Here is a 15,056-nt window from a genome sequence, read left to right on the forward strand (position 1 = left end):
CGGCACCCACGACATTCAGCACAACTTCAGTCCTTGAGCTCCAAGAGTTGCGTTCCCTGCGTGACCGCGGAGCCGATCTCGACCGAAAGCCCGGTGACGGTGCCCGCTTTGTGCGCGGTGACCGGGTTCTCCATCTTCATCGCTTCGAGCACCACGATCAGCTCGCCCGCCTCGACGTGCTGGCCTTCCTCGACCGCGATCTTCACGATGGTGCCCTGCATCGGCGCGGTGACCGCGTCGCCGCTCACCGCTGCCTTCGCGCCGCCGGCCCGCTTGCGCGGCTTGGCTTTCGTCGCCGCGGGCGCGCCGCCGCCTTCGAGGGCGAACCCGCCCGGCAGCGACACTTCGAGCCGGCGTCCGCCGACCTCGACCACGACGTTCTGCCGCGGCGCCTCTTCCTCGGCCTCGACGTCCGGCGCGGTGAACGGCTCGATCTGGTTGTCGAACTCCGTCTCGATCCAGCGGGTGTGCACGCTGAAGCCGTTTTCGTCGCCGACGAACGCGGGGTCGTTCACGATCGCGCGGTCGAACGGCAGCACCGTCGCCATGCCCTCGACCTCGAACTCGGCCAGCGCGCGGCGGCTGCGCTCGAGCGCGTTCTGCCGGTCCGAACCGGTGACGATCAGCTTGGCCAGCATCGAGTCGAACTGCCCGCCGATCACGCTGCCGGATTCGACCCCGGAGTCGACGCGCACGCCCGGACCGGACGGGGCGACGAACTTGGTGACCGTGCCCGGCGCGGGCAGGAAGCCGCGGCCGGCGTCCTCGCCGTTGATGCGGAATTCGATCGAGTGGCCGCGCGGCGTCGGGTCCTCGGTGATCCGGAGCTTCTCGCCGCGCGCGATGCGGAACATCTCGCGGACGAGGTCGATGCCGGTGGTCTCCTCCGAAACCGGGTGCTCGACCTGCAGCCGGGTGTTCACCTCGAGGAAGGAAATGGTGCCGTCGACCGCGACGAGGTACTCGACGGTGCCCGCGCCGTAGTAGCCGGCCTCCTTGCAGATGGCCTTGGCGGACTCGTGGATCCGGGCGCGCTGGTCGTCGGACAGGTACGGCGCGGGGGCCTCTTCCACCAGCTTCTGGTGGCGGCGCTGCAGCGAGCAGTCGCGGGTGCCGACGACGATCGCGTTGCCGTGCTGGTCGGCCAGCACCTGCGCCTCGACGTGCCGCGGCTTGTCCAGGTAGCGCTCCACGAAGCATTCGCCGCGGCCGAACGCGGCCACCGCCTCGCGCGTCGCGGATTCGAACAGCTCGGGGATTTCTTCGCGGGTGCGGGCGACCTTCAGGCCGCGGCCGCCACCGCCGAACGCCGCCTTGATCGCGACCGGCAGGCCGTGCTCGTCGGCGAACGCGATGATCTCGTCGGCGTCCTTCACCGGTTCCTTGGTGCCGGGCACCAGCGGCGCGCCCGCGCGCATCGCGATGTGCCGCGCGGTCACCTTGTCGCCGAGGTCGCGGATCGACTGCGGGCTCGGCCCGATCCAGGTCAGGCCCGCGTCGAGGACGGCCTGGGCGAAGTCGGCGTTCTCGGAGAGGAAGCAGTACCCGGGGTGGACCGAATCGGCGCCGGACCCCTTGGCCGCGTCGAGGATCTTGTCGATCGCGAGGTAGCTCTCGGCCGCGGTGTTCCCGCCGAGGGCGAACGCCTCGTCGGCGAGGCGCACGTGCGGAGCGTCGCGGTCCGGGTCCGCGTACACGGCCACGCTCTGCAGGCCCGCGTCCTTCGCGGCCCGGATCACGCGAACCGCGATCTCGCCCCGGTTCGCGATCAGGACCTTGGTCACCGGACCGCCTGTGCTCGCGGTGTCCTGCTCGCTCACCACATACCTCCCGTGCCCGTCGCGGCGCTGCTGGTCAACCGGGAGTCTACGGACCAGGACAGGGCCTGGATTGAGAGGTGGACCACCCAGTTCGGTCCTGTTTATACCCGGCCGGCCGGGGCCTGATGCCGCAGTTCGGCCGGTAGTTCGGAGTCGAGCACGATCACGTCGTAGGGGTTGACCTGGTGCACCAGCGCCAGGTTCTCGGTGTTGACCAGGATCCACGGCTGGTGTTCGCCGCAGCAGTCGACGAGCCGGTCGAGCGCGGTGAACGCGACCAGCGCGGTGCGGCCGTCCGGGGTGCGGCGCAGTTCGACGTTGGCTCCGGTCTGGCCGTCGGTGGTCGGTCCGGCGGGCCCGGTCGGCAGGTAAAGGGCCGGGGGCAGGTTGGGGTTCGTCACTCCGACAACATAGACGGCCACGGTGCGCAAGGTCGCTTACAGTCTCGGTTATGCGGACTTGGCCGAAGCGCGTCCCGCGATCCGCGCTGCTCACCGCCGTTCTCGCGGCGGTGGTCACCGCGGCGGCGCTGGTCGTGGTCGTCGTGCTGCGCCCGAAGCCGGACGGCGCGGTGACCATGGCGCCGCGCGAGCCGGCGGCGGCTCCGGTCGAGGGACCGTCTTCGACCTGCGGAAACGGTCCGTGCCGGCAGTTGGCCGCGGTGAGCGTCGGCGGTACCCCGGTCGTGTTGCTGGCGGATGCCGCGGGCGGATCGGGCCGGGTCCAGGTCGGGCAGCAGCCGTTCGAACTGGCGATCACGAACCTCGGCGCGAAGCTGACGGCGACTTCCTTGCGCTGCCTCGACGGGTCGACCGCCGCGTGCCTGATCCGCGGCGACGCGGGCGGCGGTTCGTACGGCGAACTGCTCACCGAGTCCGGCGGGGTGTGGCGCGACTACGGGAAACCGTATTTCTCCGACGCGGGTTCGTTGTCGCTGTATGACGTGAGCCAGGACGGCCGTCCGGACGTGATCGTCGTGCGGCACGAATGCCCGCAGGCGGTGTCCGGCACGCCGCGCTGCCAGGCGGCGCCGGTGGTGGCGGAGGTCTACGAACTCGACGGCGAGGTGATGGGCTGCACGAGCACCGTCACCTCGCCGTCGAATTTCCGCGGCTGGCCGGACGTCGAGCTGAAGAAATCCCAGCTGCGCCGGTGTTCCGGCAACTCCTGAGCGGTCAGGCGGTGGCGGGCCGCGCGGCGCCGCCCTCGTCGCGGTGGTTCGGCCGAGCGGTCTGAGTGCTGAGGATTTCGTCGTCGAGCAGGCCCTCGCTGCGCGCGACGATCGTCGGGACCACGATCTGGCCCGCGACATTCGTGGCGGTGCGCATCATGTCCATGATCGGGTTCACCGAGTAGATCAGCGCGATGCCGAGCGCGACCTGCTTGGCGTCGAGGCCGATGAACGCGGTGGTCAGGGTGAGCGCGGTCAGCCAGCCGGTGGTGCCCGCGGTGGCCAGCGCGCCGACGACGGCGACGACCACGATGCCGACGTACTGCCCGAAGCTCAGCGGCACCCCGGCGAGGTTGGCGATGAAGATCGCGCCGATCGCCGGGAACACCGCGGCGCAACCGTCCATTTTGGTCGCGCTGGCGAGCGGCGTGGCGAAGGCGGCGTATCCGGGGTCGACGCCGAGGTTCACCGCGGACTGCCGGGTCAGCGGCAGCGTGGCCGAACTCGACTGCGACGCGAACGCGAACTGGATCGCGGTGCCCGCCTTGGCGAAGAACGTCAGCGGGCTCACCTTCGCGACGAACTGCAGCAGGATCGGGTAGACGACGAACAGGACCAGCAGGCAGCCGACGTACACCGCGAGCGTGGTCGACAGCAGCGGGCGGAACAGCGCGTCGCCGTAGTTGGAGACCGCGGCGCCGATCAGGCCGATGATGCCGATGGGCGCGAGACGCACGATCCAGCCGAGGTAGCGCTGCACGATTTCGAAGACGCTGGTGGTGAAGTCGACGAACGGCTTGGCTTTCTCGCCGAGGCTGTAGGCGGCGGCGCCGATCACGACGGCGAGGAAGAGCACCTGGAGCGTGCTGCCCTCGGCGAAGGCGGAGAAGAAGTTCTCCGGCAGCAGGCCCTTGATGAAGGCGTCCCAGGAACCCCAGTGGCTCATGCTCTTCGCGGCCTTGTCGGCGTTCTTCGCGGTGGCCGCGACGCCCTCGCCGAGCCCGCCGGAGCCGGGGTTGAACAGCTTGCCGATCGCGATCCCGATCAGCGAGGCGATGAACGACGTGATCGCGAACCACAGCACGGTCTTGCCGCCGAGCCGCGCGGCCGTGCGGCCGCCGCCGAGGCCGCGGAGGCTGTTGATGCCGACCACGATCGCCGTGAAGACCAGCGGGATCACCGCGATCTGCAGCAGGGTCGTGAAGATCGTGCCGATGTGGTCGAGGGTGTCGGTCAGCCAGCCGGCTTCCGTCGTCCGCGCGAGCACGCCGAGGCCGGCGCCCACGACAAGCGAGCCGAGGACAGCCGCGGCGAACACGCGCGGTTTGGTGTACGTCCTGACGAAGGACATGTGCCACCCCAGAGAGGTCGAGAGTTTCCGCTGACCCGGGTGCGGGCCGGAGTCGACTTTCCCCGATCACTCGTCCGAGTGACACATCGTCCCAATATGTGAACTACTTCCACATTTCGGTGACGCTGACGCCCACCTCGGCGAGGAGCTGGCGCAGCAGCGGAAGACTGATCCCGATCACACTCGACGGGTCCCCTTCGACGCCCTCGACGAACCACCCGCCGAGCGCGTCGAGCGTGAAGGCCCCCGCGACGTGCAGCGGTTCGCCGGTGGCGACGTACGCGTCGATCTCGGCCTGGCTGGGGTTGGCGAAGTGCACGGTGGTGGACCGGGTGCCGGAGGCTTCCTTGGTGCGCTGCCCGCCGTCGAGCCGGACCACGGCGTGCCCGGTGAGCAGGACGCCGGAGCCACCGGCCATCCGGCTCCAGCGCTCCTTCGCGACCTCCGCGGTGGCGGGCTTGCCGACCATCTCGCCGCCGATGGACAGCATGGAATCGCACGCGACGATCACGGCGTCCGGCTCGGAGACCATCTCGACCACGGCGTTGGCCTTGGCCTTCGCGAGCGCCAAGACGAGTTCGGCGGGTTCGGGATCGGTGAGCGCGGCCGCGACGGCGTCCTCGTCGACACCGGACACGACGACGGCCGGATCGAGACCGGCACTGCGCAGCACAGCGAGGCGGGCGGGGGACTGGGAGGCGAGGACTAGACGCACGGTCGAACGCTACCTCGGTCGGGCGGGACCCGGGGAGCGCTGGGGGCTTCTGGGCATCGGGAGGCCCCACGCGCGGATCCGCACTGGCTGCCAGGCGACGGGAGGCGCGCTCGTTCGCTGGGCACAGATCGGGTCGTGCCGTCGCGGACCGCTCTCCTGGTCCCCGGTGCCTTCGACCCCCTCGTCCGGCCGTACGCGGATGGCAACGCAGTGAATCACCTCGCGGCTTCGTTGCCGAGACATGACCCGATCGAGCCCGCCGGACCAGAGCGCGCCGAACAGCCGGTAGCGGCCGATCGACGCGTCGGGCGATGCCTGTCACTCGTGGCCAATTCAGGTCTCGCCACGGTCCTTGCCCGCTCGGCCCACCCGGCGGAATTGCGTGCTACGCCGCCGATTCCGCCGGGTTCGCCCGCTCCCTCCCTCTCCGTTCGCGTTGCTGCTCTCCGGCCTTCCCGGTCAGCCAGTCATCGGGCCGGTTCCGGAGTCGGGGCGGGCGGCGCGGCCGTGCGCGGCCGCGGGGTCACCCGGCGCAATGCCGCTGCCGACAGGACTCCCAGCACCAGCACCGCGATCGGCAGGATCAGCGTGGCGCGGGCGGCGTCGGTGAGTCCATTGTGGACGACCTCGCTGGCGAGCCGGCCCGCTTGCTCGGCGAGGTCCGCCGGAAGGCCGGGCATGGGAGCCGGGCCGCTGGAGGAGCCGAATTCGCCGGTGGAGGCGGCGGCGTGGGCGATGCCTTCGGTGAACGGCGCTCGGTACTGCTCGGGCAGTCGCGCAGCGGCGGTGGCGGCTTCGCTCGTGATCGACGCGCTGATCCTCGCCTGCAGGAGCACGCCGATCGCGGCGCTGCCCAGGACCCCGCCTACCTGGCGGGCGGTGTTGAAGATGCCCGACGCGGTACCGGTGAGCCGCGGTTCGACCGACGCCATCGTCAGATTGCTCATCGGCGAGAAGATGCAGCCGACGCCCAGGCCGCACACCAGCAGGGCCGGGATCAGCGCCCACGGGCTCGTGTCCGGCCGCGCTTGCAGCGCGATGATGCCGACGCCCGCGGCCAGCAGCGCCAGGCCGCCCATCACCAGGTACTTGCCGTTGATCTTGTCCGACGCCCGGCCGACGAAGGGCGCGATCACGCCGGACAGCAGCGACATCGGCGCGGTGAGCAGACCGGCCATGGTGGGGGAGAGGCCGAGCACCGTCTGGATGTAGATGATCAGCGGCAGGAACATGCCGGTCATCGTGAAGCCGACCGTGGTCGCGGTGAGCGTGCCCGCGGAGAAGTTGCGGTTCGCGAACACTGCCAGCGGCACCAGCGGTTCCCGGCGGTTGCGGCGCTGCCACAGCACGAAGGCGATCAGCAGCACCACACCGGCCCCGATGATTTCGAAGACCGTGATGCCGCCGAAGACCGTGCCCCAGTCGTACTGCTGTCCATTTTGGACACCGAAAACGACGCAGAACAGCCCGGCCGCGGACAGCAGGATGCCGAGCAGGTCGAACGAATGCGAGTGCTTCGGTTGCCAATCCGGCACCAGCCACAGCGTCAGCGCGATGGCGATGACACCGATCGGGACGTTGACGTAGAAGATCCACTCCCAGCCGAGGTGCTGGACCAGCACGCCGCCCAGCAGCGGGCCGGTGATCGTGGCCAGGCCGGCCACGCCGCCCCACGCGCCCATCGCCGCGCCGCGTTTCGCGGGCGGGAACAGGTGGCTGATGAATGCCAGCGTCTGCGGCGTCATCAGCGCGGCGCCGAGGCCTTGCACGGCACGGGCCGCGATCAGCATCTCGACGTTGCCGGACAGGCCGCACCACAGCGACGACGCGGTGAACACCACGAGCCCGGCGACGAACACGCGCTTCGGCCCGAAGCGGTCGCCGAGGCGGCTGGTGAACAGCATCGGCACGGCGTAGGTGAGCAGGTAGACGCTGATCACCCACACCACCGAGTTCAGCCCGGCGCCGAGATGCTGCAGCATGGCGGGCACCGCGATGGACACGATCGTGGTGTCCAGCAGAATCATGAAGAACCCGATGCAGAGCGCGCTGAGCGCGGCCCACGGGTTAACCGGTCTTGCGTTCATCGTCTTCCTTGAGCTTGAGTTTGTTGTCCTGGAAAGGGATCCGGCCGCTGTCGAGGTCCGCGAACAGCTGCTCGATCCACGCGAGCTCGAACTTCCGCTGCGCCGCGCTGTAGCGGAAATCGAGCCAGTAGATTTCGGGGGTGCCGTCGGATTCCAGCCGCTCGATGAGCACCGCGTCGGCGGCCACGCCCGCGCGCAGCCGGGTGATCCGGTGCTCCAGTTCGAGCAGCGCCACGTCGCGCCCGAGGTCGTCGATCACGGCGAGCCCGCTGAGGATGTCGCCGTAGTCCGGCACCACGTCGCCCAGCATTTGCCGGGCTCGTTCCTGGAAGGCGTCTTTGCCCGCGGCCGTCATGGCGTACACCGTGCGCTCCGGCCGTTTGCCGTCTCGCTGGGTTTCCACCACGTCGACGAAACCGTTGCGCTGCAACCGGTCCACTGTGTGGTAGAGCGACCCCGCCTTGAGCTTCACGCGGGCTTCGACGTGCCGTTCCCGCATGAGCTGAGCCATTTCGTACGGGTGCATCGGCCGCTCGTGCAGCAGCTCGAGCACGGCGACGCCCAGTGCCGTGAGCTTGGCCGCGACCATGACGCTGTCCTCCAGAAGATCCAATCGGGTGATCCCACGTGGGTTATTCCACGTGGACTATACGGTGTGGAACAAGCTGCGGTCCAGGGTAATCCATGCTGGTGAGCAGCTTGTCGCTGACGGTGATGGGTGCTGCGAGATGGGGAGAGCGTAACCACGACCACCGACAAAAACCGGCGATCGCCTGTTCGACGGCCGATGTCGACCCGGAACCATCGCCGCCGTCTGCGCCCTCTCGGCCGAAGCCGTCCCTCCGCTGTATCGAGCACTGGGCGTCGAAGAGCAAGCCGAGCTGCTCGAATCAGCTTTGGCCCGCCGTCAACCCGCCATCCGCGAAGCCGTCTTAGAGGGCGTCTGAGAACTGGATAGGGCGGTTGGCGTGGTGATGCCCTGAGGTTGGGTGAGCTCCCGGTAGGACTGGTGGTTCCTACGCCAACCGTTCCTACCAGGAGCTCGTGTGTCAGTGTCGCTTACGTGCCCGTGCTTGTCGTGCCCGGCCCACGGCGACCGGGGCGCCACGCCATCGCCGCCGTGTCCGTTTTACCCGACCTCGTCGATGACCGACGCCCAGTGGGCGCTCGTCGAGCCCCTCCTGCCACCGCCGGGCAACATCACCGACAAGGGCGGCCGACCCGAGAAACATCCACGGCGTCTCGTCCTGGACGCGATCTTCTACCTGGCCCGCGGCGGGATCGCCTGGCGGCAGATGCCCGGCGATTTCCCGCCCGCGATGACGGTGTACGACATCTTCCGCCGCTGGACCAAAACCGGTGTGTGGCAACGGGTTCATGACGCACTGCGCGATCAGGTCCGAGTGCGGGCCGGTCGCCGTCCGCTGCCCACCGCCGCGATCATCGACGCCCAGACCGTACGCGGGGCCGACACCGTGCCCGCCGCCAGCGCGGGCTACGACGCCGGGAAGAAAACCAAAGGCCGCAAACGACACATCGCCACCGACACCCTCGGCTTGCTCCTCGCCGTCGTGGTGACAGCCGCCTCGACCCAAGACCGCGACGGCGCCCACCTGCTGCTGGCGGCACTGCGCGCCCGCTTCGGCGCCATCGCCCACGTCTGGGCCGACGGCGGCTACAGCGGACGCCTGGTCGCCTGGGCCAAGCAGGTCCTTTCCCTCACCGTCGAGATCGTCAAACGCACCGACGACACCACCGGATTCGTCGTACTGCCCCGCAGATGGGTCGTCGAGCGAACCTTCGGATGGATCACCAAACACCGCCGCTGCGTCCGCGACTACGAGACACTCCCCGAACACCACGAAACCATGGTCTACATCGCCATGATCATGACCATGTCCCGACGACTCGCCCGCAACACAGACCAGTGAAATCAGTTCTCAGACGCCCTCTTAGTCTCGACCCGCGAGGTAGATCGTCTTCGGAGCAGGCTCAGTCAGTGACCTGGTGCAGCTGCCGAGCCCGGCGGCTGCCCAGCGAATACCAACCAGCGATCCCCGTCCCGACAGTGAGCGCGGCCGCGCTGAGGCCCAGCGACCAGTGCACCCCGACCGCGGACCCGAGCAGGCCCACGGTGAATCCGCTTCCCGCGCGAAGACCGTTGGCGGACACGCTGTACACGCCGATCACGCGGCCGCGTTCCTCCGGTTTCGCCAGCAACTGCACGACGGTCTGGCCGATCGACATCGACGCCAGGTTCGCCACCCCGCCGATCACCAGCAGGGCCACCGCGATCGGGTAGCTGGCGGTCATCGCGAAGAACAGGCTCGAGATCCCGTAAATCGCCGTGCTGAACACCGCGGCGGACACGCTCGGTTTGATCTTTCCGGTCGCTTCCAGCAGGATTCCGCCGATCACGCCGCCCGCGCCGTTGGCGAACAGCAGCACGCCGTACGCGGTTCCGGCGCTGCCCGCGCCGAGGTCCTGGGCGAAGATCGGCATCGAACTCTGCATCGAAGCGCCGACGAAGAACGCGCCGAGCCCGGCGAGGATGATCATCCCGACCATCGTCGGGTTCCCGCTGATTTCCTTGAGGATCCGCACCGAATCCCGCAGTCCGACGCGCGGTCGGCGGACGATTCCGCCGTCTCGGGTGTGTCCGGTGAACTTGGTGCGGAACAGGAAAATGGTCAGCGGCAGGTAGAACGCGACGTTCACGAAAATCCCCGCCACCGGCCCCAGCCCGAGCAGCAGGGCTGAACCGACGACCGGGCCGAAGAGAATGCCGAGGCTGCGGAAGGTCGCGTTGAGCCGGACCGCGCTCGGCAATTCCGCCGGGCCGACGAAATCGTGCAGCATCAGCTGTTCGCCGGGTCCCCAGATCGCTCCCGCGCAGCCGTGCAAAATCAGCAGTACGCACGCGTTCCACACTTCGAGCGTGTCGGTGACGATCAGGACGCCCCACGCCACGGACACCGCCATGAACAGCGCCTGCGCGGCCTGGATGATCCGGCGGCAGTCGTGTCGGTCGGCGAGTCCGCCGAAATACACCGAGAACAGCAGGAACGGCACCCAGTGGCTGATCACCTCGAACCCGGTCAGCGCGGGCGACTGGAATTTCTCCCACAGCACCCAGTAGGTGATGACGTGTTCGATATTGTCGGCCATCATGGCCAGGCCGGTGCCGATCAGATACGGACGGCAATCCTTGTTGTACAGCGCCGCGAATTTGCGCGGGGCTGCCGCGGCAACCTTGGCTTCGGGCTGGTGCGCCGGCACCCCGCACGCGGAACACATGACTGAGAACCCCCTAGTGAGCTGGTGCTCGTAACGCTAGACGAGACGTTGCGTCTTGGCTAGACTTCCGCACGTGGTCGACGTCACTGAGCCCGGCGGACGCCGGCATCACGGGAACCGCTACGGCCGCAGCGAGAACGCGCGCCGCGCGGTTCTGCACGCGGTCGACGATCTGCTGGTCGAGGTCGGTTTCGCCCGGCTCACGATGGAGGGCATCGCGGCCAGGGCGGGGGTCGGGAAGCAGACCGTCTACCGCTGGTGGCCGTCCAAAGTGGACATTCTGCTCGAAGCCCTCGGCGACGACCTCGTCGAGGAACTCTCCCCGCCCGACTCCGGCGAGCTGCGCGAGGACCTCCGTACGCACCTCGCCGCGATCGCGTCCTTCCTGACCACCGCCGACGCCGGTGCGGTGTTGCGCGCGCTGCTCGGCCAGGCCCAGCACGATCCGGACCTGGCACGCCAGTTGCGCGAGGAACACCTCCGCGCCCAGCACGGACGCGATCGGTTGCCGCTGGAACGCGCCGTGAAACGCGGCGAACTGCCGTCGGATCTCGACCTGGACGGCGCGGTCGAGCAGCTCGTCGGGCCGATCCACTACCGCGTGCTGGTCACCGGCGCGCCGGTGCCGCCGGAGTTCACAAATGGCCTGGTCGAGCGATTCCTCCGGGAGCATCGGCCCGAGTAGGCTTCCGGAAACATGGGAACGGTCTTGTGGCTGGTCGGGCTGGCTGTCGCCGCCGCGGTCGCGGCCGGGTTGATCTGGGTTTTCCGGGACCGGGCAGGCGGGCTCGACCAACGGCTGCGCGCCGCCGAACAGGCCTCGCGCTGGCGATTCCTGCAGCAGCGCTGGGAATCGGAACCGATGGCGCGGCTCGCGACCGTCGAGCAGGTGCACGCCCTTACCCAGAACGGCGGCTGCCAGGTCCGGATCGTCTGGACGGACAACTACCACGCCGAGGACGTCGAGATCGAGCACGATCAGGCCGACGCGGGTGATTACTTGCTGCTGCGCGGGGTCGGACCGCTGGGTTCGATCACCCGGGAGGAGTTGCTGGCGCACGCGGGTGCGGACGCGCCGGAGTGGGCTCAGCGGGGGCGGTGAGGCCCCGGTGGTGCGTGGTGGCACCGATGAGAACCGGTGCCACCATTCACGAAAACCTCAGCGAGGCAACGACGAGGCCCGCCAAGCCCCGTCACCCGCCGCCACCGGTGCGTGTACCGCGGCTGCCCGGTCGCCCCACCACGACGTGCGCCGTCGTGCGGGGGCGGGCCCGGGCGCCGACGCGGCAGCGGCCACCAGCGCGGTGAGTGCGGCGAGTTCGGCGTCGTCCGGGTTGCCGCGGACTACGCGGAGCAGGGGAGTGTCCGTCATCGCGGCCTCACAGGGGGATGTTGCCGTGCTTCTTGGGCGGCAGCGATTCGCGCTTGGTGCGCAGCAGGCTCAGCGCCTTGGCGATGTGGCCGCGGGTGTGCGCGGGCACGATCACCGAATCGACGTAGCCGCGTTCGGCGGCCGCGTACGGGTTCAGCAGCGTGTCCTCGTACTCCTGGATCAGCTCGGCGCGCAACGCGTCCACGTCGCGACCTTCCGCCGCCGCGTTCGCGAGCGTCTTCCGGTGCACGATGTTCGCCGCGCCCTGCGCGCCCATCACCGCGACCTGCGCGGTGGGCCAGGCCAGGTTGACGTCCGCGCCGAGGTGCTTGGAACCCATCACGTCGTACGCGCCGCCGTACGCCTTGCGCGTGATCACCGTGATCAGCGGGACGGTCGCCTCCGCGTACGCGTAGATCAGCTTCGCGCCGCGGCGGATGATGCCGTTCCATTCCTGGTCGGTGCCGGGAAGGAAGCCGGGAACGTCCACAAAGGTCAGCACCGGGATGTTGAACGCGTCGCAGGTGCGCACGAACCGGGCGGCCTTCTCGGACGCGTCGATGTCGAGGCAGCCGGCGAACTGCGTCGGCTGGTTCGCGACGACGCCGACGCTCTGCCCGTCGACCCGGCCGAACCCGACCAGGATGTTGGGCGCGAACAGCTCGTGCACCTCGAGGAATTCGCCGTCGTCGAGCACGCGGGTGACGACCTCGTGCATGTCGTACGGCGTGTTCGGCGAGTCCGGGATGAGGGTGTCCAGCTCGCGGTCGGTGTCGGTGACGTTCTCGAAGAACCCGGCGGGCGGCTGGTTCGCGTCGAACTCCGGCGGCTCGGACAGGTTGTTCTGCGGCAGGTAGGAGAGCAGTTCCTTGACGTAGGCGATGGCGTCCTCGTCGTCGGAGCCGAGGTAGTGCGCGACGCCCGATTTGGTGTTGTGCGTGCGCCCGCCGCCGAGTTCCTCGAAGGTGACGTCCTCGCCGGTCACCGTCTTCACGACGTCCGGTCCGGTGATGAACATCTGCGACGTCTCGTCCACCATCACGACGAAGTCGGTGAGCGCGGGGGAGTAGACGTGCCCGCCCGCGTTCGCGCCCATGATCAGCGAGATCTGCGGGATCACGCCCGACGCCATCGTGTTGCGGCGGAAGATCTCGCCGTACAGGCCGAGCGAGACGACGCCCTCCTGGATGCGCGCGCCGCCGCCCTCGTTGATGCCGATGATCGGGCGGCCGGTCTTGATCGCCAGGTCCATCACCTTGACGATCTTCTCGCCGTAGACCTCGCCGAGCGCGCCGCCGAACACGGTGACGTCCTGGCTGAACACGCACACCGGACGTCCGTCGACGGTGCCGTAGCCGGTGACGACGCCGTCGCCGTACGGACGGTTCTTCTCCAGCCCGAAGTTCGTGGAGCGGTGCCGCGCCAGCTCGTCCAGTTCGACGAACGAGCCCTCGTCGAGCAGCAGATCGATCCGCTCGCGGGCGGTTTTCTTGCCCTTGGCGTGCTGTTTCTCGATCGCGCGCGCCGAACCGGCGTGCACGGCCTCGTCGTAGCGGCGATAGAGATCCGCGAGCTTGCCGGCCGTCGTGTGGATGTCCGGTTCTCCCTCGGGCGGCGTCCCGAGCGGCTGCGTCGCACTGCTCATGTGGCGGAGCTTAGCTACTGCGCGGTTGCCGCGCGTGTGGCGTAGGACTCTCTCGGCGTCGTCTCGCAAACGAGCACGCGACCGTCGAGCGTGCCGACGACGAGCCGGCCCGGGGCTCGCGCGCTCAGCGAGAGCGGGACGGCGGGATGGCCGTTGACCTGCAGATGTTGTCGTCCGAGCACGCGTCCGTCGGTCGCGTCGAGCGCGACGATCTCGCCGGAGTTGAACGCGGCGTAGACGGTGCACCCGATGGTGTCCATCGCGGTGACCTGGTGGTCGGCGGTGAAGACCCACTGGGCCTTTCCGTCGGGATAGGAGCGCCGGACGACGCAGCAGTTGCCGGGGAGGAGCCCGGCTCCGTTGTGGATCGCGGTGGCGTGGACGAGCGAGCCGTCGACGAACACGCCGGGGCCGCCGAAGAGGTGCCGGTTCCGGGCCGGGTCCCATTCGAGAGGAAACAAGCGCTCGGTTTGCCGCCGTGCGGGATCGAAGGCGACGACCCATTTGTCCTGGTGCGCTTTGTGTCCCAGGCCTTGCAGGAACAGGAGGGCGGGAGCCCGGCGGATGTCGAAGAAGTGGTTGATCAGGTCGTAGCCGCCGAGGTCGACGCGGCTTTCCGAGGGCAGCACCTCGGTCGGCCCGGATTGCGGGCGGATCGCGAGCCGCCCGGTTTCGTCGGTGACGACCACGGCGGGGCGATCGAAGGTTCGGAGCGCTTCGGAGTATCCGTCGGCCAGTTCGACGCGTTCGACCGTCGTGCCGGAACGGGTCCAGCCACCCCACGAGTTGGTGAAGGCGGCGCTGTTCTCGGCAGGGTCGACGTAGAGCTGGCAGCCGACGCCCGAGGTAGGCACGGACCATTGGCGTTCGCCGGTGGCCGACCAGCACTCCGCGGCGACGTGTTCAAGGCTGGCGAGAATCCGTCCGTCGGCCAGCGCGGCGACCGCCCACACTTGCCGCCGGTGATTTCCGTCGGCAACCGCGGCGAGTGGTTCGGCCGGTTCGGCAGCCGGGCCGTCGACCTGCAGCGAACGGGCTTTCGCCGCTCGCCAGTCCGGCAGGTCGATGGCAACGGCCATCGTGGAGAAGCCGCACTGTTCTTCCTCGTACTCGTCGAGCACGGAGACCTTCGCGTCGAGAATCCGGTGGTCGCGCCAGCGAAGTTCGGTGACCTCACGGCGGTCCTTCAGCAAAGACGTCGCACGGCCGGATTCGAGGTCGAGGACGGTCAGCTCGCCTTCGTAGCAATAGCCGCCGTCGTATGACCCGGAGCCGATGGCCAGGATCGGCAGCTCCGGATGGAACGCCAACGCATTGACCGGCCAATGCAGGCGCACGAGGTGAACGCATTCGAGCGGGTCAGCGCGGTAGACGCCGACGCTGTTCCACGCGGTCGGCTCGGACGAACTCTCCACGCTGTTCCCGGCCCACACCGGTCGCCCGAGCGAACCCCCGACGGCCACATAGCCCGTTCGGGAATCGGCCTCGGTCAGCCGCACCGCGCCGACTTCGGCGAACCGGCCGTCGCCGAGAATCTGCTGGACGGTCAGCACTTCGGAGTCGGTCACCAGCGAAGCCTATGCCGGGCGTCAGTTGAA

At 68.9% G+C, this 15,056-nt stretch carries 14 protein-coding genes; 4 read left to right on the plus strand and 10 right to left on the minus strand.

Going from position 1 to position 15,056, the window contains the following annotated elements:
• Window positions 1–26 precede the first annotated feature (26 nt).
• Together SSMG_RS03140 and SSMG_RS03145 are read right to left on the minus strand one after the other, a co-directional pair.
• Window positions 27–1,784 carry an acetyl/propionyl/methylcrotonyl-CoA carboxylase subunit alpha gene (locus tag SSMG_RS03140; RefSeq protein WP_199786144.1) on the minus strand — a complete coding sequence of 586 codons (1,758 nt, stop codon included), beginning with the start codon at window positions 1,782–1,784 and terminating at the stop codon, window positions 27–29.
• A 137-nt stretch (window positions 1,785–1,921) separates the two neighbouring features.
• Complete coding sequence (locus SSMG_RS03145) at window positions 1,922–2,242, minus strand: SAV_915 family protein (RefSeq protein WP_086024940.1); 321 nt, start codon at window positions 2,240–2,242, stop codon at window positions 1,922–1,924.
• A gap of 29 nt (window positions 2,243–2,271) precedes the next feature.
• On the opposite strand from SSMG_RS03145, the gene SSMG_RS03150 reads away from it, so the two are divergent.
• Window positions 2,272–2,991, plus strand: a complete 720-nt coding sequence (locus tag SSMG_RS03150; protein WP_009072714.1) for a hypothetical protein — start codon at window positions 2,272–2,274, stop codon at window positions 2,989–2,991.
• 4 nt (window positions 2,992–2,995) lie between these two features.
• Here SSMG_RS03150 and SSMG_RS03155 read toward each other — a convergent pair whose 3' ends face one another.
• The 4 genes from SSMG_RS03155 to SSMG_RS03170 form a co-directional block, all read right to left on the minus strand.
• A complete protein-coding gene (locus tag SSMG_RS03155) occupies window positions 2,996–4,342 on the minus strand; it encodes a dicarboxylate/amino acid:cation symporter (RefSeq protein ID WP_009072715.1) in 1,347 nt (448 codons plus the stop codon).
• 103 nt (window positions 4,343–4,445) lie between these two features.
• The gene (locus SSMG_RS03160) at window positions 4,446–5,057 is read right to left on the minus strand and encodes a nucleoside triphosphate pyrophosphatase (RefSeq protein WP_009072717.1); all 612 of its coding nucleotides are present in this window, start codon (window positions 5,055–5,057) and stop codon (window positions 4,446–4,448) included.
• 467 nt (window positions 5,058–5,524) lie between these two features.
• Window positions 5,525–7,144, minus strand: a complete 1,620-nt coding sequence (locus SSMG_RS03165; protein WP_009072719.1) for a DHA2 family efflux MFS transporter permease subunit — start codon at window positions 7,142–7,144, stop codon at window positions 5,525–5,527.
• Entirely contained in the window at window positions 7,125–7,757 is a 633-nt protein-coding gene (locus SSMG_RS03170) for a PadR family transcriptional regulator (RefSeq protein WP_009072721.1), read from the minus strand. The genes SSMG_RS03165 and SSMG_RS03170 overlap by 20 nt, the downstream gene beginning before the upstream one ends.
• Before the next feature lie 532 nt (window positions 7,758–8,289).
• On the opposite strand from SSMG_RS03170, the gene SSMG_RS03175 reads away from it, so the two are divergent.
• Entirely contained in the window at window positions 8,290–9,075 is a 786-nt protein-coding gene (locus tag SSMG_RS03175) for an IS5 family transposase (protein WP_037712391.1), read from the plus strand.
• 61 nt (window positions 9,076–9,136) lie between these two features.
• Here the strand turns inward: SSMG_RS03175 and SSMG_RS03180 are convergent, their stop codons facing one another.
• Window positions 9,137–10,441, minus strand: coding sequence for an MFS transporter (locus SSMG_RS03180; protein WP_009072725.1), 1,305 nt, complete (start codon window positions 10,439–10,441; stop codon window positions 9,137–9,139).
• A 73-nt stretch (window positions 10,442–10,514) separates the two neighbouring features.
• On the opposite strand from SSMG_RS03180, the gene SSMG_RS03185 reads away from it, so the two are divergent.
• Together SSMG_RS03185 and SSMG_RS03190 are read left to right on the plus strand one after the other, a co-directional pair.
• Entirely contained in the window at window positions 10,515–11,126 is a 612-nt protein-coding gene (locus tag SSMG_RS03185; RefSeq protein ID WP_009072727.1) for a TetR/AcrR family transcriptional regulator, read from the plus strand.
• A 12-nt stretch (window positions 11,127–11,138) separates the two neighbouring features.
• Window positions 11,139–11,543: a hypothetical protein gene (locus SSMG_RS03190; RefSeq protein WP_009072729.1), complete on the plus strand. Its 405-nt coding sequence runs from the start codon at window positions 11,139–11,141 to the stop codon at window positions 11,541–11,543.
• Between the two features lie 57 nt (window positions 11,544–11,600).
• On the opposite strand, the gene SSMG_RS43150 is transcribed toward SSMG_RS03190, so the two are convergent.
• Genes SSMG_RS43150 through SSMG_RS03200 form a run of 3 tightly spaced genes read right to left on the minus strand, consistent with a single transcriptional unit; the run spans window position 11,601 to window position 15,026 of the window.
• Window positions 11,601–11,813 carry an acyl-CoA carboxylase epsilon subunit gene (locus SSMG_RS43150; RefSeq protein WP_009072730.1) on the minus strand — a complete coding sequence of 71 codons (213 nt, stop codon included), beginning with the start codon at window positions 11,811–11,813 and terminating at the stop codon, window positions 11,601–11,603.
• A 7-nt stretch (window positions 11,814–11,820) separates the two neighbouring features.
• Entirely contained in the window at window positions 11,821–13,458 is a 1,638-nt protein-coding gene (locus SSMG_RS03195; protein ID WP_009072732.1) for an acyl-CoA carboxylase subunit beta, read from the minus strand.
• A gap of 14 nt (window positions 13,459–13,472) precedes the next feature.
• On the minus strand, window positions 13,473–15,026 hold the full coding sequence (locus SSMG_RS03200; RefSeq protein ID WP_009072734.1) for a PQQ-binding-like beta-propeller repeat protein: 1,554 nt from the start codon (window positions 15,024–15,026) through the stop codon (window positions 13,473–13,475).
• Window positions 15,027–15,056: the final 30 nt, after the last annotated feature.

This window comes from Streptomyces sp. AA4 (assembly GCF_000158875.1).
In the GTDB taxonomy this organism is placed as follows: domain Bacteria; phylum Actinomycetota; class Actinomycetes; order Mycobacteriales; family Pseudonocardiaceae; genus Amycolatopsis.

What these genes read in the sequence shown, in the direction of transcription:
- SSMG_RS03150 (WP_009072714.1), top strand. Translation starts at nt 2,272, where the DNA reads ATGCGGACTTGGCCGAAGCGCGTCCCGCGATCCGCGCTGCTCACCGCC.
- SSMG_RS03155 (WP_009072715.1), bottom strand. Translation starts at nt 4,342, where the DNA reads ATGTCCTTCGTCAGGACGTACACCAAACCGCGCGTGTTCGCCGCGGCT.
- SSMG_RS03165 (WP_009072719.1), bottom strand. Translation starts at nt 7,144, where the DNA reads ATGAACGCAAGACCGGTTAACCCGTGGGCCGCGCTCAGCGCGCTCTGC.
- SSMG_RS03175 (WP_037712391.1), top strand. Translation starts at nt 8,290, where the DNA reads ATGACCGACGCCCAGTGGGCGCTCGTCGAGCCCCTCCTGCCACCGCCG.
- SSMG_RS03180 (WP_009072725.1), bottom strand. Translation starts at nt 10,441, where the DNA reads ATGTGTTCCGCGTGCGGGGTGCCGGCGCACCAGCCCGAAGCCAAGGTT.
- SSMG_RS03190 (WP_009072729.1), top strand. Translation starts at nt 11,139, where the DNA reads ATGGGAACGGTCTTGTGGCTGGTCGGGCTGGCTGTCGCCGCCGCGGTC.
- SSMG_RS43150 (WP_009072730.1), bottom strand. Translation starts at nt 11,813, where the DNA reads ATGACGGACACTCCCCTGCTCCGCGTAGTCCGCGGCAACCCGGACGAC.
- SSMG_RS03195 (WP_009072732.1), bottom strand. Translation starts at nt 13,458, where the DNA reads ATGAGCAGTGCGACGCAGCCGCTCGGGACGCCGCCCGAGGGAGAACCG.